The organism is Albibacillus kandeliae, from assembly GCF_003116585.1.
GTDB classification, from domain to species: Bacteria; Pseudomonadota; Alphaproteobacteria; order Rhodobacterales; family Rhodobacteraceae; genus Albibacillus; species Albibacillus kandeliae.
The window spans coordinates 314735-332113 of the sequence record NZ_QEHM01000008.1 but is presented as its reverse complement, the minus strand read 5'-3'; the positions used below and the strand labels follow the sequence as shown (position 1 = coordinate 332113).

Genomic DNA, 17379 nt, shown 5'->3' with positions numbered 1-17379 from the left:
TCCATGCCTGGTACTGCAGACGGTTTAGACGCCTTGGACGCGCTGGACGCCTTGGATGCCCTCGATGCGCTCGACGCGCTGGGCGGCCCCGGCGGGGGTTCCGGCGGACGGGGCCCGCGCCCCATCGGCATTTCTCCCTATACCCAGCCGGGGAAACACGCCCCGGCGGCGAAGGACCTGCAGTGGTGGCAGGGCGACCTCTGGCCCGCGACGAACCCGGAGGGCTGGGTGCATGATGATCCGGGCCCCGGCGACAAGCGCTATGCCAAGCTGCACGAGATCTACAACTTCGTGACGGGCCGGGGCTTTCCCGAGAGCCATTGGTCGACCGAATACTATGCCGAACTGGTGCTGGCCGATTTCGTGAGACTGCGCACGGCCCCGACCACCCTGACCGGAGCCCTTGATGGCTGGCAGCACTGGCCCTTGCCGACCGTCAACACGACCACTCTCGCCGGCAAGACCATCTTCCAGGCGCAGAGCCTGACCTTTGATGCCTGGACGGGGCTGGGCACCGAGGCAGAGCCTGCGACGGATGGACTGGGAACCAATCCCCAGCCCTATATCCTGAAGGACGAGTTGATCGAACTGCTGAGCATGGTGGAGTACCGTGGTGGCGCGCTGGCCGAGGCGCTGGCCCAGAGACAGGGCATCGCCACCTACTTTCGCGGGGCCCTGCCGTTCAGTCGCAGCACCCATCCCAAGACCACGCTCGCCATCGGGGCGGTGATGCGCGTCGCGCATTTTCTGGCACAACACTACAAGGGCCGGTTCAATCGCCCGCGTCCGTCGCAGTTGGCACCCGCGCTGATGCCGCCGATCCCCAACCCGGGTCACGCGAGCTTTCCCAGCGCCCATGCGACCGAGGCCTACATGGTGGCGCTGGCGCTCTCCACCATTCCCTTCGTCCGCAAGATGCGCACGACGCTGAAGGAGGAGAATGACAAGACAAAGGACGTTATCCGCGATCCCATGCAGGACATCGCCCGCCGGATCGCCCGCAACCGCGAGGTTCTGGGCGTGCATTATCCCTCCGACAGCGAGGCTGGCCGCCGTCTGGCTGCCTTTGGCTTCTGGCATCTCCACAAGTGCGATGATTTCGAGACCCTGATGCGGGAAGCGCACGATGAATGGCCGCCCAAAACGCCCTGATCGCACGGCGCGGCTGCGTGAGCTTGTTGGAGGTTGGAGCGACCGGGGCCACCAGGGGCGGAGAGGTGAAGTGGAGAGATGGGCATGAGGCGCAGGGAGCAGACACACGCCAGCAGCGGTGCGGTGGCGACCGGGGCCGCGGCGGCGGGCGCGGCGTCCCTCGGGGCGATGCTGCTGGGAGCGGTGGCGCTGGGCGCCGTGGCGGTCGGGGCCGTGGCCGTCGGGCGCCTGTCGGTGCGACGCGCGCGGATGCGGAGGCTGGAGATCGACGATCTGACCATCGGACGTTTGACCATCGGACCGGGCGCGCAGACTGTCGTGGCGCGGCTTCGGGCGCAGCCGGGGAGGGGTGAGGAACTGGCGCAGATGATCGCGGGCGCGGTCGCCGACAGTGCGCCCCGCGCGCATGTGCAGGCGCAGCGTTCGGACGGCGATGCGGACCTGTTTCTGTTGCAGGTCGCGTGGCCGGACGCGGGGAGCCCCCCGGTGCTGGAGCGGATCATCCGCGACGCGAGCACGCATGGTCTGCTGGCCGACACCTCGGGCGACCCCGTCAGCATCGAGGTCTACAGGGGGATTTGAGGGTGCAGGGCTGGCACTGGGTAGCGCCAGCCCACGGGCCGCCTCAGCGGGAGAGCATCAGGTTCGGCAGGAAGGTCACGAGACCCGGGAAGGCGCCCAGCAGGGCCACGGCGAGGATCAGCAGGCCAAAGAAGGGCGCGGCGGATTTCGTAACGGTCCACATGTCCCGTCCGCTCATCCCGTGCAGCACGAAGAGGTTGAAGCCGACGGGCGGGGTGATCTGGGCCATCTCGACCACCACGATCAGGTAGATGCCGAACCAGATCGGGTCGAACCCGGCCTGAACCACCATCGGCAGGGCGACGGAGGTGGTCAGCACGATCATCGATGCGCCTTCGAGGAAGCAGCCGAGGATGATATAGATCACCGTCAGCAGGACCAGCAGCATGGCGGGCGAGAGCTCGAGCGCGGCGACCCACTTGGCGAGGGTGGCGGGGATGCCGAGGAAGGCCATGCCGACCGAGAGGAAGGCCGCGCCGAGGATGATCGCGGTGATCATGCAACTGGTCCGGGTCGCCGCCATCAGGCTCTCGACGAAGGTGGCCCACGAGAGGGAGCCCGAGGTCCAGGCGAGGGCGAGCGCCCCGAAGACACCGAGAGTCGCCGCCTCGGTCGGGGTGGCGATGCCGCCGTAGATCGCGCCGATCACGACGAGGATCAGCAGCATCACGGGGATCAGGCGGCGCGAGAGCCGCAGCTTTTCGAGCAGGGGGAGGCGTGGCCCGGCGGGCGGAATGGCGCGGCTGTTGAAGGCCGACCAGATCATCACGTAGCCCATGAACAGCCCCATCACGAGGAGGCCCGGCACGATCCCGGCGATGAACAGGCGCGAGATAGATTGCTGGGCGGAGATGCCGTAGACGATCATCATGATGGAAGGCGGGATCAGCAGGCCGAGGGTGCCGGACCCGGCCAGCGTGCCGATCGACATCTTCTCGTCGTAGCCGCGCTGTTTCAACTCGGGCAGGCTCATCCGGCCCACCGTGGCCGAGGTGACGGCCGAGGACCCGGCCACCGCCGCCATCACGCCGCAGCCGACGATGTTGACGTGGAGCAGGCGCCCCGGAAGCCGGTCGAGCCAGGGCGCGAGGCCGGTGAACATGTCCTCGGATAGCTTTGCGCGGAACAGGATTTCCCCCATCCAGACAAAGAGTGGCAGGGCGGTCAGGGCCCAGCCCCAGCTGTTGTCCCAGAGGGTGGTCGCCATCATCGAACCGGCGGGGGCGGGGGTGAAGAAGTGGATCGCGACAAAGCCGACCGTGGTCAGCGCGAGCCCGATCCAGAGCCCGCCGGCCAGCAGCACCAGCAGGACGAGGCCGAGGACCCCGGTTGTCATCAGAATGTCCATGAAACGTACCTTCCGGCCTTCATTCGGTGAGGTCTATGCCCTCGAGCGCCGTGTCGTGCGGCGTGGCATAGCCGGGCACACGGCCCTTCAGGATCAGCGCGAGTTCGTCGACGAAGGCGATGGTCAGGATGGTGAGCCCGGCCAGCATGACCGACTGCGGTATCCAGATGGGCACCGCCAGCAGCCCCGGGCTGAGGTCGCCGAAGCGCCATGAATCGTGGGTCATGCCGTAGGTCTGCCAGCTGAGATAGCCGCAGCCGATGGCCCCGAAGGCGCAGATCCAGACTTCGGCAAGCTGGAGCGCGCGCCCTTTCAGGCGCCCGACCAGCAGCGAGACGCGCACGTGACCGCCGGTCTTGAGCGTGTAGGCCATCCCGAGAAAGGTGCTGCCCGCGAGGAAGAAACCGCCGCTCTCCGTGGAGTCGATGGTCACCCCGATGACCCGGCCGATGACCTGGGCGACGATGGTGATGGCGATCATGAACAGGCAGAAGGCGGCGAGGCCGCCACTGAGCCTGTAGAGGAGGTCGAGGCACTTGCGCATGGGCTGTCTCCCTGAACCGGTGGGCGCGCCTTGCCCGGCACCGGGCTGGCCGGTGCCGGATGTCGCGTCGTGACGAGGGTCAGAGCCCGGAGACGTAGCTGTCGAGAACGGCGACGGCCTCGGGCGATGCGCCGGCCTTCCACTGGTCCATCATGGTGACGCCGATTTCCTTGAGCTTGGCGATCACCTCTTCGGGGGCATCCTCCACGGTCATGCCGTTTTCCTTCAGCACACCGATCTGCTCGGCATAGGTCGCCTTGCTCATCTCCCAGCCGCGCTTGGTGGCTTCCTCGCCGGCGGTGATCATCGCCTGCTGGACCTCGGCCGGGAGCGCCTCGAAGGCGTCCTTGTTCACGATGATCGCGTTCTTGGTGTGCATGCCGCCGACCGCGGTGAAGTAGTCGGTGTTGTCCCATGCCTGGATGTCGATGCCGGTCTGGGGCGAGGTGAAGAGCGCGTCGATCAGGCCGGTGGCAAAGGCCTGCGGGATTTCCGCGAAGGGCAGGATGGTGGCCTCGAAGCCGAGGGAGTTGCCCATGTCCTGCGTCGCCTTGGAGTAGATGCGCAGTTTCTGGCCCTTGAAGTCTTCAAGCCCGGTCACCTGGAACTTGGTGTAGAAGCCCTGGCCCGGCCACGGCTGATAGGCGAGGACCTTGAGGCCGATGTCGCCGAGCAGCTTGTCGAAGTAGGGCTTCTGCGCCTCCATCAGCTTCCACGCGCTGTCGTAGTCGCCGGCGACGAAGGGAAGGCCGCCGAGGTCGTACATCGGGTCTTCGTTGGAGTAAGAGCCGAGGCGGATTTCGCCGATCTGGACCTGATTGGTCTGCACCGCGCGCCGGATCGCGTCGAGCTTCATCAGGGTGCCGTTGGAATGCAGCGTGATCTTGACCTCGCCGCTGGTCGCGGAATCGACGTCCTCGATGAACTTCTGGATGTTCTGGGTCAGAAAGTTGCTGTCGGGGTAGCCGCTGGCCATGGTCCATGTGGTTTCGGCAGTGGCGGCCCCGGTGCCCGCCACGAGGGCTGCTGCTGCGAGCAGGGCTTTGGTCGTGCGAAAGGCGTTCATTGGTGAGTTCCCCGTTGTCTATGTCTTATTCCTGTCCCGCTCGGGGCGGGCGCATTGGGACAGTGCGGAGCAGAAAGGGATTCGTTGCAAGCTAAATGGTATACGATCCTTGGCTGAGGCGATGCGGTGGGCAATCACTGCCCTCCCTGCACAATAATGTGGCAGGCTATCGCGGCGAGGGGGTTGCCAGAAGGAGAAATGCATTTTTGGCAGGAGTTGCGGCGGGATTCAGGGGATGCTGATGGGTGCAGGCTTGCGCCTCTGCCGGGCCTGCGGCAGAAATGGGATCATATAATTGGTCAGGATCGTATACGATAAATCTGACTGCTTCAGGAGCCCGGACCGACGCAAATGACCGACGACGAAATCCATCGCGAGATCTTCGACGCCATCGTGGAGGGGCGGCTGGCGCCGGGCGACAAGCTGGGACAAGACGAACTGGGCAAGGTATTCGGGGTCAGCAAGACCCGCATCCGGCCGATCCTGCACCGCCTGACGGACCAGAAGATCGTGACCATCGAGCCGATGCGCGGCGCCTTCGTGGCCCGGCCCTCGGTCGAGGAGGCGCGCGCGGTGAATGCCGCCCGCCAGATCGTCGAGGAGGGGGTGATCCGGGCCGCTACCCGTGTTGCCCAGCCCAAGCACCTCAAGCTGCTGCGCGAGATCGTGGCGGAGGAGCAGACCGCGCGGAACCGGCAGCGGGGCGGTCATGCGCATCGCCTGACCGGGGAGTTCCATTACGAACTGGCGCGCGTGACCGGCAATGAGGTGGTTGCGGAACTGGTGCAGGAACTGGTCTCGCGCGACAGCCTCGTGGTGGCGCTGTACCAGCGGCCGAACTCTGCGGGCTGTTCGCTGAAGGGGCACGCGGATCTCGTCGACAAAATCGCTTCGGGGGACGAGGAAGCCGCTGCCCATGCGATGCGGCACCATCTGCAGGATGTCATGGCAAGCCTCGATCTTGGCGACGAGGGGCGCAGGCCGCAGTCGCTGGCCAATGCCTTTGCCCATCTCGGGGGAACGAAATGAGCCTCGCACCACGCGATTTTCTTGGCTACCGCGATGCCCCACCGAGCGTCGAATGGCCCGGCGGCGCCCGCCTTGCGGTGTCCTTCGTGCTGAACTTCGAAGAGGGCGCCGAGCTTTCCGTCGCTGACGGGGACGAGCGCAACGAACCGGTCTACGAGGTGCGCGAGGAGGTCGTGGGGGCGGCGGACCCCTGCATGGCGTCGCACTACGAATACGGCCCGCGCGCGGGGTTCGACCGTATCCTTTCGCTGCTGGAGGAGCACGGGGTCCGGGCGACCGTCAGCACCTGTGCCCGCGCGGCAGAGCGCGCCCCGTCACTGATTGCTGAGGCGGTGGCGCGCGGCCACGAGATCTCGTGCCACGGGTATCGGTGGGAGACCCACTCGGGCATGGAGGCCGGACAGGAGGCGGAGGTGATCGCCCGGACATGGGACAGCCTGCGCCGGATCGCCGGGGTTGCGCCGGTTGGCTGGCACACGCGCTCGGCCTCGTCGGTCAATACCCGGCGGCTTTTGCGGGAACATGGCGGGTTCCTATACGATTCAGATGCTTACAACGACGACCTGCCGTATTTCGCGCCGGGCGAGGGCGCGCCGCACGTGATCCTGCCCTACAGCTTCGACACCAACGACATGCGGTTCAGCCCCGGCGGCGGTTTCATCTTTGGCGAGGATTTCGCGCGCTACTGCGGCGATGCGTTCGACTGGCTCTGCCGCGAGGGAGAGACGCGGCCCAAGATGATGTCGGTGGGGCTGCATCAGCGGATCATCGGCCGGCCGGGGCGCATCGGCGGGCTGGAGCGCCTGCTGCACCACATGCGGGCACGCGGGGATGTCTGGTTTGCGACGCGGGCCGAGATTGCCCATGCCTGGCGGGAGATGAACGGCCTGCCGGAGTGGACGCCCGCGCGAGCTGCGGGGGCGGGGAACTGAGACCGGTGCGCCTGCTCGTGGTCAATTCGAACACCTCGCAGGGGGTGACGGACATGGTTGCCGCCGAAGCGCAGCTTGTCGCGGGGCCGGAGGTTGAGATTGTCGCGGTGACGGCGCCCTACGGTCCGGCGGCGATCGAGACGCCGGAGGATGTCGAGGTGTCGGCAGGGGCCACGCTGGAGGCCATGCGGGCGGAAACGGGTCCGGTGGATGCCGCGATCATAGCCTGTTTCAGCGACCCGGGCCTTCTGGCCTGCCGCATGGCGCTGCGCTTTCCGGTCTTCGGGATCGCCGAGGCGGCGATGCGCCGCGCGGTCGAGCTTGGGCCGCGCTTCTCGATCCTCACCGTGGCGCCGACCACCGTGCCGGGCATCCGCAGTACGGCGGCGAATTACGGGGTCGAGGGGCATCTCGCTGGGGTGCATGCGCTTGACCGGGGGGTTCTGGCCAGCCATGCGGACCGTGCGGGCACGCTTCAGGCGATGGCGCGACTTGCTGACGAGGTGCTGGCGCGCGAAGGCCCCGACGTTCTGGTGCTTGGCGGGGCCGTCACGGCGGGCATGGCGCGCGATCTTGCGGCGAGATTGCCGGTGCCGGTCCTCGACGGCCTCGGCTGTGCGGTCGAGTTGGCACTGCAGGCGGCCCGCGAGGCCCGGCCCTAGCTCAGGCGGTTGCGGAACAGCCACGCCGAGAGGGGCAGGGTGACGGCCGCGACGGCGAGGAGCGGGATGAAGTTGGTCGCCACATCGGCGAATGTCGCGCCCTCGAGATAGACCCGCCGCACCGTGTCGATGCCGAACCGCAGCGGGTTCACGTAGGTCGCGATCTGAAGGATGGCGGGCATGTTGCGCACCGGTGTCAGCAGCCCCGAGAGCAGCATCAGCGGCATGATCAGCATGAAGGTGTAGAGCATGGCCTGCTGCATGGTCAGCGACACCGCCGAGATGGAAAGGCCGATGCCGACGGCGGCGATGGTGAAGGTCACCAGCCCGAAGTAGAGCAGCCAGACCGACCCGGCCATCGGGATCTGGAACCAGAACAGGATGACGAGGAAGATGATGGTCGACTGCACCAGCCCGATGATGATCGAGGGCAGCGCCTTGCCGATGAGGATCTGAGAGGGCGTCAGCGGCGTCACGAGAAGCTGGTCGAAGGTACCCTGTTCGCGCTCCCGCGCCACGGAGAGGGCGGCGAGCATCAGGGTCTGCAACATGCTGAGAGACGCGATCATCGCGGGCATCAGGTTCCAGCGGGATTCGTAGTTCGGGTTGAACCACGCGCGCCGCAGGATGCTGATGGGCGAGGTGGCCCCGAGCGACTGGTTGTAGGCGCCGACGATGGCGGCGATCTGCGAGGCGGCGGCGGAGGAGGTCGCCGAGTTGCGGCCATCGAGGATCACCTGCATCGGCGCCTCGGTCTGCGCCGCGAGGCGGGATTCGAAATCGGGCGGGAAGACGACGACCAGCAGCGAGTCGCCGCTGTCGATCTGCCCGGCGATCTGGCTGGCGTTGTCGAGCGTGGCGACGCGGGCGAAGATCCCGGTGGCCTCGATCCTCGCCAGCAGCTCGGTCGATGTGGCGCCCCGGCTCTGGTCGAGGACCGAGAAGGGCGCATAGGTCAGGTCGTAGGTGGCGCCGTAGCCGAACAGCAGCGTCTGCATGAGCGCGGGCGCGAGCAGGAGCGCCCGGCTGGACGGGTCCTTGAGCAGCGCCAGCATCTCCTTGCGGATCAGGGCGATGGTCTGGGTGATGTAGAGCGCGATGGCCTGCATGTCTCAGTCCAGCTTCTTGGCCAGCGTGCGGCGGGCGACGATGACGAGGACCGTGGTGTAGATTGCCAGAATGACATTGGCCCGGATGATCTGCGGCCAGTAATCCCCCGCCATGAACAGGGTCTTGATCAGGCCCATGAAATGGGTCGCGGGCAGCAGGTTGCTGACCACCTGGATCACCACCGGCACGTTGCGCAGGTCGAAGACGAAACCGGAGAGCATCAGCGCCGGCATGAAGCTGACCAGCAGGGCGATCTGGCTGGCGGCGAACTGGTTGCGGGTCAGCCCCGAGATCACCAGCCCGAGGGAGAGCGAGACCAGCAGGTAGAGGATCGAAGAGAATGCGATGATCCAGAGAGAGCCGCGGATCGGCACCTCGAAGAGGAACTTGGCTGCCAGCAGGCACATGACGAGGTCGATGGCCCCGATGACCACGTAGGGCGCGAGTTTCGACAGCACCAGTTCAAGCGGCCGGGCCGGGGTGACGAAGAGCGATTCCAGCGTGCCGCGTTCCCATTCCCGCGCGATCAGCAGCGAGGTCAGGAAGGCGCCGATCAGCGTCATGATCAGGACGACGAGGCCGGGCACGAAGAACCACGTGCTGTTGCTGGCCTCGTTGAACCAGATGCGCTGGACGATGGCCACGCTGGCGGCCTCGGTGCCGACATCGGCCTGCCGGTCGGCGCGGTGCAGCAGCGCGCTGGTGACGGCGCTGTTGGCGTAGCCTTCGATGGCCTGCGCGGTGTTCGAGTCGACGCCGTTCAGGATCAGCTGCAGCTGGCCCTGTCCGGCGGTCAGGTTGCGGGTGAAATCCGCGGGCACGCGCAGGATGGCATCCGCCTCGTCGGCGCGGATCATCTGCTCGGCCTCGAACATGGAATGGGCCCAGATCGGGCTGAGGTAGTCAGACCCGACCAGCCCGGCGACGGCGTTCACGGTGGCGGCCGATCCGTCCTCCATCACCACGGCGACGCGTGCGTCGGTGACGTCGAAGGAGAGGCCGTAGCCGAACAGCAGGATCAGCACGAGGGGCAGGGCAAGGCCGACGTAGAGGTTGCTGCGGTCGCGCAGCATCTGCCGCGTCTCCTTGCGCAGCAACGCCAGCAGGCGCGTGACCGAGGCCGAGCGCTTCATGCGGCCTCCGCTCTGCTGCGCCGGGCGCGGGCGTCCTCGACCACGGCGATGAAGGCGCTGTTCATGTCGCGCGCGCCGTCAGTCCCGGCCAGCTCACGCACCTCGCGCGGGGTTCCCAGCGCCAGCATCTCGCCCGCGTCCTGGATCGCGATCCGGTCGCAATACTCGGCTTCTTCCATGAAGTGGGTGGTGATGATGATGGTGACGCCGCCCTGCGCCAGCGCCGTGATGGTGCGCCAGAAGGCGCGGCGGGCCAGCGGGTCGATGCCGCTGGTCGGCTCGTCGAGGAACAGGATCTCGGGCTGGTGGATCAGCCCGGCGGCCATCGACAGCCGCTGCTTGAAACCGCCGGGCAGCAGGCCGCTCTGCGCCTCGGGGTCGAGGCTGAACTGCTCGGTCATCTCGTCGATCCGGTCGCGCAGGGCCCGGCGACCGAGCCCGTAGGCGCGACCGTAGAACTGGAGGTTTTCGCGCACGTTGAGGGTGCCGTAGAGGGCGAACTTCTGGGCGACATAGCCGATGCGGGCCCGGGCCTGTGCGCGTGCGGTCCTGAGGTCGCGCCCGGCGACGTCCAATTGGCCGCTGGTCGCGGGCAGCAGGCCGCAGAGCATCCGGAAGGTGGTGGTCTTGCCCGCGCCGTTGGGGCCGAGCAGGCCGAAGATCTCGCCCCGCCGGACCTCGAAGGAGGTGCTGGCGACGGCGGTGAAGTCGCCGAACTTGCGGACGAGATCCCGGACCACGATCACCGGCTTGCCATCTGCGGTGCCCTCTACCACGGCCGCGGGGCGGGTGGCTGCCGCCGAGGCCGGGGCCTCGTCCTCCTGCTGGCGCAGCAGCATCATGAAGGCGTCTTCGAGTTCCTCGGGGCGCGGCTCGGTCGTGATCTCGCCGGTCAGCGCTGCGACCTCTTCGGCCTTTTCATCAGGCTGCAGGATGTAGCGCACGTTGCCACCCTGCGGCACCGCGTCGATCACCAGATGCGGGGCGTCAATCAGCCGTGCCTGCAGGTCGCGCGCGGCCACGCCGGGGGGCGTGAGCGCGGTGTAGGTCAGACCGTGCGCTCTCTCGCGCAGGGCATCGGGCGTGCCTTCGGCCAGCACCTTGCCCCGGTGCATGACGAAGACCTGCGCGCAGCGCTCGGCCTCGTCCATGTAGGAGGTGCTGACGATCACGCTCAGCCCCTCGTCGTCGACCAGCTGCTGCACAATGCGCCAGAGATCGCGGCGCGAGAGCGGGTCGACGCCCACGCTGGGTTCGTCCAGCAGCAGCAGGTCGGGGGAGCGGACCAGCGTGCAGGCGAGGCCCAGTTTCTGCTTCATGCCGCCCGAGAGCTTGCCTGCGGGCCGGTCGGTAAAGCGCGCCATGTCGGTCATTTCGAGCATGCGGGCGAAGCGGTCGCGGCGCGCGTCCATCGGTACGCCGTGCAGGTCGGCGTAGAGATCGAGGTTTTCCTGCACGCTCAGGTCCTCGTAGAGACCGAAGCGCTGGGGCATGTAGCTGATCCGGTCCTGCACCTGCTGGGGGTCGCGGGCGACGTCGATCCCCAGCACGCTCAGCGCGCCGCCATCCGGGGTCATCAGCCCGGCGAACATGCGCATCAGGGTCGTCTTGCCTGCGCCGTCCGGCCCGACCAGCGCGGTCAGTTGGCCCTTGCGCACCGAGAGCGAGAGCCCGTCGACCGCCGCGACCGTGCCGGTGTCGGCATCGTCAAAGCTTTTCCGGACCTCCCGCGCCTCGACCGTCGGGGCGGTCATGATACCGGCTCGACCGGCAGGCGGACCGTCACCGGCTGGCCAAGTCGCAGGGAGTCGTCCGCGTCCTCGACGATGATGCGGACCTCGTAGACGAGGCTCGTGCGGAGTTCCTCGGTCTGGACCGACTTCGGGGTGAACTCGGCGACCGAAGAGATGTAGCCGACGCGACCGGTCACCGGCGCGTCGGGCTGGCTGTCGCTGATCACCGAGGCTTCCATTCCCGGCTTGATCCGACCGAGGTCGGCCTCGCGCACGTAGACCCGGATCCACTTGGGCTGGGTCAGGGCCAGCGCGTAGACGGGCAGTTGCGCGGTGACGATGTCGCCGGGTTCGCGCTGGCGCGACCGCACCACGCCGTCGCTTGGGGCTTGCAGTTCTCCCTGGCTGACCTGGTAGCGCAGGTATTCGAGCTGCGCCTCGGCGCTGCGCAGCTGCGCTTCGGCGGCGGCGATCACCTCGGGGCGCGACCCGGCAAGGAGCAGGTCGAGCGCCGCGCTGCTCTGATCGACAAGCGCGTTGGCGGCGTCGGCCTCGGCTATGGCGCGGTCCATGTCGAGCTGGCTGACCGCGCTGCTGTCGGTGGTGATCAGCCGGGCGACGCGGTCGCGGTGCAGGTTCGTCAGCCGCGCCGAGGCTTCGCTTGAGGCCACCTGCGCGCGGGCTTGTGCGATCTCTTCCGGGCGGGCCCCGTCGCGGAGTTCGAGCAGGCTCTGCCGCTGGGCCTCGACGGCGGCCTCCTGCGCCTTGGCCTGAAGTTCCAGCGCCCGGGTGTCGAGCCGCCCGATCACGGCGCCCGCCTGAACCTCGTCGCCTTCCTCGGCCAGCAGTTCGGTGATGCGTCCGGTGCCGTCGAAGGCCAGCGCGATCTGGCGGATGTCGACGTTGCCGTAGAGCCTGAGCCCGTCGCCCGGGTCGGCCTCGTACTGGCGCCACCAGTACCACCCGCCGGCGGCCAGGGCTGCAATCACCAGGATGGGCAGAAACTTCTTCATGTCGGGGCTCCTGGAAAAATACGGACGCAGAAAGAGAGTCGGGCGCATGTTAAACTAAATTGAATTTAGCCTGTGCAATTGATACTGTCGAGCGATCGTTGTACGGCGGGCGCCTATGCCGCAGTCCGGCGCCGGTGCCCCCGATTGTGGCACCTGAATGGGGAAAGACGGATGTTTTGTGACGTGCGCAGAGGGTCTTGCGCTGCCCGGGCCGCTGGCTGGCCGTCTGTTCGGGCGCTTCGATGACCCGAGGGGCGGAGGTAGACGTCGCATGAGCGAGAGCAGATCACCGGACAAGCGCGCGCCACGGTCCGACGGCGCGGCGACGCGGGCGCGCATCCTGCAGGTTTCGGGCGAGATGTTCGCGGCGGCGGGCCTTGCGGACACCAGTAACAAGGACATCGCGGCGCGGGCAGGGGTGAACCCGGCCACCCTCAACTTCCATTTCGTGAACCGGGCCGGTCTCTACCAGGCCGTGCTGGCGGAGGCGCATCGGCGCATCGCCGACCGGACCGATCTGGAGCGGATCGTCGGCAGCGACCGTTCAGCCCGCGAGAGACTACGGGACCTGCTGGGTTTCCTGATTGGCGGTGCGGCGCGCAAGCTCGACTGGCCGATCATCCTGCTGGGCCGCGAGGTGCTGGCCCCGACCTCACATTTCGCGACGCTGCAGGAAGAGGAGATCCTGCCGAAGCTTCAGATCGTGCTGCCGCTGCTGGGCGAAATCAGCGGCCTTCCCGCCGATGATCCGGCCCTGTTCCGGTGTCTGCCCTCCATCGCGGCACCCTGCGCCTTTGTTGCGCTGGTCGGGCGGGGGGAAACGCCGATGGCCGAGCGGCTGGGCCATGCGCCGACGGAAGAGATCGTCGACCAGATGCTCGCCTATGCGGTCGGCGGGCTTGAAGCCGTGGGGCGGTGGCACCGGGAGCGTTGAACGCAGGCTGTCAGGCGGGAGCCTTGGCCGTGCGGTCGACCCGGCCGTGCAGGACGAGATGGTCGATGACCGCGGCAATGCGGGCGGGCAGGGTCCGTGCGGTGCCGAGGTAGATGACGTGGAATTCTTCCCATGCGGGCTTGCTGCCGGGCACCTCGACAAGCCGCCCGTCTCGCAGGGCCTCTGCCACCACGAAGCGCCCGCTGCGCGAGATACCGCAGCCGTGTGCGGCGAGGATCGCGATGGTGTTGCCGTCGCTTGCGCGGATGCGCGGCGTGTCGTGGTTCCAGATCGGGTCGCGCCGGGCATAGGCAAAGCCCAACCTCTGCTCGGGCGCTCCGGGGGCGCGCACCTCGATCAGCTCCGACCGACCGAGCGAACGGGCGCGCAGGCTTGAATCGGGCAGGGGCCCGGCCCGCACCGCAAGGTCAACGGGCTGGCCGGAGAGGTCCGTTACCCCGTCGCCGATCAGCAGTTCGAGGTCCAGGTCCGGGTGCTGCGCCAGCAGGTCGGGCAGGATCGGCGCGAGGATGTGGTTGGCATAGGCCGAACTGGTGGCGAGGCGCACGGTGCCCGCGACCAGACCGCAGCCTGCCTCGCGTTCGGCCTGATCGAGCTGCGCCAGCACCCGGCGGGCGGCTTCGGCAAAGCGCTGGCCCTCGTCGGTGATCTGCAGGCGGCGGGTGGTGCGCCGGATCAGGGTGGCGTTCAGCCGTGCCTCGAGCCGGGCCATCATCTTGGAGACGGCCGAGGGGCTCATGCGGCGGCGCGCGGCGGCGCCGGAAAAGCTGCCTTCCTCTACCACGGCGAGGAAGCATTCCAAGTCGGCGAGGCGGTTGGTGTCGCGCATCCGGGATCTCAATTCATGAAGTGAGTTCCTTAATGTTGTTACCTTTCGATAGGTTTATTCACAAGTGGCCCTGCGCCATTTTCCGGTTCCGACACTACCGGAGCCACAGACATGACATCCTATTCGCCGACCCGGGACCAAGCCGGGTCTTCCTCTGCCACATGGCCCCTGATCGCGCTGGGGATCGGCGCCTTCGGCATCGGCCTGACCGAGTTCGTGATCATGGGGCTGCTGCCCCAGGTGGCGGCCGACGTCTCGGTCTCGCTGCCCCATGCGGGGCTGCTGATCAGCGGCTACGCGCTGGGCGTGACCGTGGGCGGCCCGCTGCTGACTCTTGCCACGGCTCGGCTGCCGCATCGCAACCTGCTGCTTTTGCTGATGGTGATCTTTACCGTCGGCAATCTGCTCTGCGCCGTCTCGCCCAGCTATGGCCTGCTGCTGGCGGCGCGGGTGCTGACCGGCTTTGCCCACGGGACCTTCTTCGGCACCGGCTCGGTCGTGGCGCAGTCGCTGGTTCCGCCGCATCGCAAGGCGTCGGCCATTGCGCTTCTGTTCAGCGGGCTGACGCTCGCCACCGTGCTGGGGCTGCCCTTTGGCACCTGGCTGGGGCAGGAATTCGGCTGGCGCGCGACCTTCTGGGTGGTGTCCGGCATCGGCATCGTGGCGGCGCTGGCCATTGCCGCGCTGCTGCCGCGCACCGAGCCGGGGGCGCCGATGACTTGGCGCGATCTGGCCGGGTTCGCGCGGCCCGGCCCGCTGCGCGCGCTTGCGATGACCGTTCTCGGCTATGCGGGCGTGTTCATGGTCTTTACCTTCATCGCGCCGGTTCTGACCGAGGTCGCGGGCATCGCCGAGGCGCAGGTCTCGCCGCTGCTGCTGCTCTTCGGGCTGGGCCTCGTGATCGGCAACTTTGCAGGTGGGCGGCTGGCGGACCGCAACCTCGGCGCCTCGGTCATCGGGGTGCTCGTCGCGCTGGCCGCCGGGATGCTGCTGCTGCGTGTCGGTCTGCCGGTTCCGTTGCTGGCCGCGCCGCTGATGCTGGTCTTCGGGGCGCTGGCCTTTGCCTCGGTGGCGCCGCTGCAGACCTTCATGATGCGGCAGGCCCCGGCGACCGGGGCGGCGCTGGGCGCGACCTTGAACATCTCGGCCTTCAACCTCGGCAATGCCATCGGGGCATGGCTTGGGGGGCTGGTGCTGCAGTCGGGTTATGGCTTTGCCGCCCTGATGCCCTTTGCCGCGCTGCCGCCGCTGGCCGCGCTCGCCATCGCCCTGACCAATCGGAAGGACATGAAATGACCTCTCTCGTGAAACCGGCGGCGGCGATGGGCGTGGCGCTCTCGCTGCTGGCCCAGCCCACTGCGGCGGAGCAATGGGCACAGGCCTGGATGGCCGCGCCGCAGGCGGTCTGGACGGATACCAGCCTGTTCGCGACCGGCCTGCCGGAGCGGATCGCGGGCGCGACCATCCGGCAGCCGCTGACGCTGGGCTACTCCGCCGACCGTCTGCGCCTCGTTCTGTCGAACCTCCACGGCACGCGGGCACTCAGGGTGGAGGCGGCCTCGGTCGCCCCCAGCCTTGGCGGCGCGGCGACGGGACCGTCGGCAAGGGTCAGCTTTGGCGGGCAGGACGGGGTCACCATTGCGGCGGGGGCCGAGGCGGTGTCGGACCCGGTGGCGTTTTCGGCGGCGGCCGGTGACCGGATCGCCGCAACGCTGAGGTTCGGCGCGGAGGCCGAGTCGGAGGACTTCCACTGGGACGCGCGGGAGACGAGCTATGTCATCGGCGCGGACACGGAGATGCCTGAGGTACTGTCGGAGATGCCCGCGCGGCTGACCCTGAGCGGGGTGCTCACCGACCACCAACCACGCGCGGTGGTGGTCGCGATGGGCGACTCGATCACCGATGGCAACGGGGCGCCGATGGACGGGGCGGCGCGCTGGCCCGACTACCTGTCGCGGCGGCTTGCGCCCGAGGGGGTTTCGGTGATCAACGCGGGGATCTCCGGCGGGCGCCTGCTGAGCGACGGGATGGGGCGGAGCGTGCTGGCCCGGCTTGACCGCGACCTGCTGGCGGTGCCGGGCGCGACGACGCTGGTGCTGCTGATCGGCACCAACGACATTGCCTGGCCCGGCACGCCCTTTGCTCCGGAGGAGGCGCCGATGACGCTCGGCCGGATGACGGCGGGGCTGCAACAGGTGGCGGCGCAGGTCCATGCGCGGGGGATGCGGCTGGTGCTGGGCACCGTGCCGCCGTTTCGCGGTGCGCTGCCGGGAACGCCGCTGGAGGCGAGCTATTGGTCGCCGGCCAAGGACCGCCTGCGCCGGGAGTTGAATGACTGGCTGCGCGCCACAGATATCCCTGATGCGCTGGTCGACTTCGACGCCGTGCTCAGGGATCCGACCGACGACAGCCGACTGGCCGAAATCAACGACAGCGGCGACCGGCTGCACCCCGGGGCCGCGGGCAATGCGGCCATGGCCGACGCCATTCCCCTTACCATCCTGCTGGGAGACTTCCGATGAACCTCGACCTTTCCAACAAGACCGCCCTGATCACCGGCTCGACCAAGGGCATCGGGCTTGCCGCCGCAGAGGCCTTGCGTGAAGCGGGCGCGGAGGTTATCCTGCATGGCCGGGACCCGGAGCAGCTGCGCGCGCTGGAGCAGACACTGGGCGCGCGGGGCATAAGTGCCGATGTGGGCACGGCAGAGGGGTGCGCCGAGCTGGCCGCGGCGGCGGGGCAGGTGGATATCCTGGTCAACAACGCGGGCATTTTCGTGCCGTCGGACTTCTTCGATACGCCGGACGAGGCGTGGGACCGGCACTGGCAGGTCAACGTGATGAGCGCGGTGCGCCTGAGCCGGGCGCTGGCGCCGGGCATGGTCGAGCGGGGCTGGGGCCGGATCGTCATGCTGGGCTCGGAATCGGCGTTCAACATTCCCGCCGACATGATCCACTACGGCGTCAGCAAGACGGCCGACGTGGCGCTGGCGCGCGGGCTGGCCAAGCGCCTTGCCGGGACGGGCGTGACCGTGAACTCGGTGCTGCCGGGGCCGACGCTGAGCGACGGGCTGCGGGATATGTTGGCCGAGGAGGTGGCGCGCAGCGGCGCGCCGGTCGAGAAGGTGGCCGCCGATTTCGTGATGACGCATCGCCCGAGTTCGATCATCCAGCGCGCGGCGACCGTGGAAGAGGTGGCGAGCATGATCCTCTATGCCTGCTCGCCTCTGGCCTCGGCCACCACGGGCGCGAGCCTGCGCGTCGACGGGGGTGTTGTCGAGACGCTGTAACC

General features: G+C 68.1%; 17 protein-coding genes. 9 read left to right on the top strand and 8 right to left on the bottom strand.

What is annotated here, in order from left to right; translation table 11 throughout:
* The first annotated feature begins 3 nt into the window (after positions 1-3).
* Both DDT93_RS19405 and DDT93_RS26790 read left to right on the top strand, forming a co-directional pair.
* On the top strand, positions 4-1152 hold the full coding sequence (locus tag DDT93_RS19405; RefSeq protein WP_109467529.1) for a phosphatase PAP2 family protein: 1149 nt from the start codon (positions 4-6) through the stop codon (positions 1150-1152).
* 84 nt (positions 1153-1236) lie between these two features.
* On the top strand, positions 1237-1734 hold the full coding sequence (locus tag DDT93_RS26790) for a hypothetical protein (protein ID WP_198654912.1): 498 nt from the start codon (positions 1237-1239) through the stop codon (positions 1732-1734).
* Positions 1735-1777: 43 nt separating this feature from the next.
* On the opposite strand, the gene DDT93_RS19395 is transcribed toward DDT93_RS26790, so the two are convergent.
* The 3 genes from DDT93_RS19395 to DDT93_RS19385 form a co-directional block, all read right to left on the bottom strand.
* Positions 1778-3070, bottom strand: coding sequence for a TRAP transporter large permease (locus DDT93_RS19395; RefSeq protein WP_109467565.1), 1293 nt, complete (start codon positions 3068-3070; stop codon positions 1778-1780).
* Positions 3071-3101: 31 nt separating this feature from the next.
* The gene (locus tag DDT93_RS19390) at positions 3102-3626 is read right to left on the bottom strand and encodes a TRAP transporter small permease (protein ID WP_109467528.1); all 525 of its coding nucleotides are present in this window, start codon (positions 3624-3626) and stop codon (positions 3102-3104) included.
* Between the two features lie 79 nt (positions 3627-3705).
* Positions 3706-4692, bottom strand: a complete 987-nt coding sequence (locus DDT93_RS19385) for a TRAP transporter substrate-binding protein (protein ID WP_109467527.1) — start codon at positions 4690-4692, stop codon at positions 3706-3708.
* A 351-nt stretch (positions 4693-5043) separates the two neighbouring features.
* Between DDT93_RS19385 and DDT93_RS19380 the strand changes: the two genes are divergently transcribed.
* Genes DDT93_RS19380 through DDT93_RS19370 form a run of 3 tightly spaced genes read left to right on the top strand, consistent with a single transcriptional unit; the run spans position 5044 to position 7315 of the window.
* A complete protein-coding gene (locus DDT93_RS19380) occupies positions 5044-5721 on the top strand; it encodes a GntR family transcriptional regulator (RefSeq protein WP_109467526.1) in 678 nt (225 codons plus the stop codon).
* Positions 5718-6653, top strand: a complete 936-nt coding sequence (locus tag DDT93_RS19375; protein ID WP_109467525.1) for a polysaccharide deacetylase family protein — start codon at positions 5718-5720, stop codon at positions 6651-6653. Before DDT93_RS19380 ends, DDT93_RS19375 begins: the two co-directional genes overlap by 4 nt.
* Positions 6654-6658: 5 nt before the next feature.
* Positions 6659-7315 (top strand): aspartate/glutamate racemase family protein, encoded by a 657-nt coding sequence (locus DDT93_RS19370; RefSeq protein ID WP_157960232.1) that lies wholly within the window; start codon positions 6659-6661, stop codon positions 7313-7315.
* Here the strand turns inward: DDT93_RS19370 and DDT93_RS19365 are convergent.
* From DDT93_RS19365 to DDT93_RS19350, 4 genes are read right to left on the bottom strand one after another with little or no spacing between them, the layout of a single operon-like run.
* A complete protein-coding gene (locus DDT93_RS19365; protein WP_109467523.1) occupies positions 7312-8424 on the bottom strand; it encodes an ABC transporter permease in 1113 nt (370 codons plus the stop codon). The genes DDT93_RS19370 and DDT93_RS19365 overlap by 4 nt on opposite strands.
* A 3-nt stretch (positions 8425-8427) precedes the next feature.
* Positions 8428-9558: an ABC transporter permease gene (locus DDT93_RS19360; protein WP_109467522.1), complete on the bottom strand. Its 1131-nt coding sequence runs from the start codon at positions 9556-9558 to the stop codon at positions 8428-8430.
* Positions 9555-11312 carry an ATP-binding cassette domain-containing protein gene (locus DDT93_RS19355; protein ID WP_109467521.1) on the bottom strand — a complete coding sequence of 586 codons (1758 nt, stop codon included), beginning with the start codon at positions 11310-11312 and terminating at the stop codon, positions 9555-9557. The genes DDT93_RS19360 and DDT93_RS19355 overlap by 4 nt, the downstream gene beginning before the upstream one ends.
* Positions 11309-12304: an HlyD family efflux transporter periplasmic adaptor subunit gene (locus tag DDT93_RS19350; RefSeq protein WP_109467520.1), complete on the bottom strand. Its 996-nt coding sequence runs from the start codon at positions 12302-12304 to the stop codon at positions 11309-11311. The genes DDT93_RS19355 and DDT93_RS19350 overlap by 4 nt, the downstream gene beginning before the upstream one ends.
* Before the next feature lie 271 nt (positions 12305-12575).
* Between DDT93_RS19350 and DDT93_RS19345 the strand changes: the two genes are divergently transcribed.
* Positions 12576-13238, top strand: a complete 663-nt coding sequence (locus tag DDT93_RS19345) for a TetR/AcrR family transcriptional regulator (RefSeq protein ID WP_198654911.1) — start codon at positions 12576-12578, stop codon at positions 13236-13238.
* A gap of 10 nt (positions 13239-13248) precedes the next feature.
* Here the strand turns inward: DDT93_RS19345 and DDT93_RS19340 are convergent, their stop codons facing one another.
* Positions 13249-14088, bottom strand: coding sequence for a LysR family transcriptional regulator (locus DDT93_RS19340; protein WP_109467518.1), 840 nt, complete (start codon positions 14086-14088; stop codon positions 13249-13251).
* A gap of 111 nt (positions 14089-14199) precedes the next feature.
* On the opposite strand from DDT93_RS19340, the gene DDT93_RS19335 reads away from it, so the two are divergent.
* The 3 genes from DDT93_RS19335 to DDT93_RS19325 are packed head-to-tail and all read left to right on the top strand — an operon-like array spanning position 14200 to position 17377.
* Positions 14200-15384 (top strand): MFS transporter, encoded by a 1185-nt coding sequence (locus DDT93_RS19335; RefSeq protein WP_109467517.1) that lies wholly within the window; start codon positions 14200-14202, stop codon positions 15382-15384.
* Positions 15381-16610 carry a GDSL-type esterase/lipase family protein gene (locus DDT93_RS19330; RefSeq protein ID WP_109467516.1) on the top strand — a complete coding sequence of 410 codons (1230 nt, stop codon included), beginning with the start codon at positions 15381-15383 and terminating at the stop codon, positions 16608-16610. Before DDT93_RS19335 ends, DDT93_RS19330 begins: the two co-directional genes overlap by 4 nt.
* The gene (locus DDT93_RS19325; protein ID WP_109467515.1) at positions 16607-17377 is read left to right on the top strand and encodes an SDR family NAD(P)-dependent oxidoreductase; all 771 of its coding nucleotides are present in this window, start codon (positions 16607-16609) and stop codon (positions 17375-17377) included. The genes DDT93_RS19330 and DDT93_RS19325 overlap by 4 nt, the downstream gene beginning before the upstream one ends.
* Positions 17378-17379 lie beyond the last annotated feature (2 nt).

Excerpts from the sequence above, each read along its gene's own strand:
- DDT93_RS19405 (WP_109467529.1), top strand. The coding sequence starts at position 4 with ATGCCTGGTACTGCAGACGGTTTAGACGCCTTGGACGCGCTGGACGCC.
- DDT93_RS26790 (WP_198654912.1), top strand. The coding sequence starts at position 1,237 with ATGAGGCGCAGGGAGCAGACACACGCCAGCAGCGGTGCGGTGGCGACC.
- DDT93_RS19395 (WP_109467565.1), bottom strand. The coding sequence starts at position 3,070 with ATGACAACCGGGGTCCTCGGCCTCGTCCTGCTGGTGCTGCTGGCCGGC.
- DDT93_RS19390 (WP_109467528.1), bottom strand. The coding sequence starts at position 3,626 with ATGCGCAAGTGCCTCGACCTCCTCTACAGGCTCAGTGGCGGCCTCGCC.
- DDT93_RS19385 (WP_109467527.1), bottom strand. The coding sequence starts at position 4,692 with ATGAACGCCTTTCGCACGACCAAAGCCCTGCTCGCAGCAGCAGCCCTC.
- DDT93_RS19380 (WP_109467526.1), top strand. The coding sequence starts at position 5,044 with ATGACCGACGACGAAATCCATCGCGAGATCTTCGACGCCATCGTGGAG.
- DDT93_RS19375 (WP_109467525.1), top strand. The coding sequence starts at position 5,718 with ATGAGCCTCGCACCACGCGATTTTCTTGGCTACCGCGATGCCCCACCG.
- DDT93_RS19365 (WP_109467523.1), bottom strand. The coding sequence starts at position 8,424 with ATGCAGGCCATCGCGCTCTACATCACCCAGACCATCGCCCTGATCCGC.
- DDT93_RS19360 (WP_109467522.1), bottom strand. The coding sequence starts at position 9,558 with ATGAAGCGCTCGGCCTCGGTCACGCGCCTGCTGGCGTTGCTGCGCAAG.
- DDT93_RS19355 (WP_109467521.1), bottom strand. The coding sequence starts at position 11,312 with ATGACCGCCCCGACGGTCGAGGCGCGGGAGGTCCGGAAAAGCTTTGAC.
- DDT93_RS19350 (WP_109467520.1), bottom strand. The coding sequence starts at position 12,304 with ATGAAGAAGTTTCTGCCCATCCTGGTGATTGCAGCCCTGGCCGCCGGC.
- DDT93_RS19345 (WP_198654911.1), top strand. The coding sequence starts at position 12,576 with ATGAGCGAGAGCAGATCACCGGACAAGCGCGCGCCACGGTCCGACGGC.
- DDT93_RS19340 (WP_109467518.1), bottom strand. The coding sequence starts at position 14,088 with ATGCGCGACACCAACCGCCTCGCCGACTTGGAATGCTTCCTCGCCGTG.
- DDT93_RS19335 (WP_109467517.1), top strand. The coding sequence starts at position 14,200 with ATGACATCCTATTCGCCGACCCGGGACCAAGCCGGGTCTTCCTCTGCC.
- DDT93_RS19330 (WP_109467516.1), top strand. The coding sequence starts at position 15,381 with ATGACCTCTCTCGTGAAACCGGCGGCGGCGATGGGCGTGGCGCTCTCG.
- DDT93_RS19325 (WP_109467515.1), top strand. The coding sequence starts at position 16,607 with ATGAACCTCGACCTTTCCAACAAGACCGCCCTGATCACCGGCTCGACC.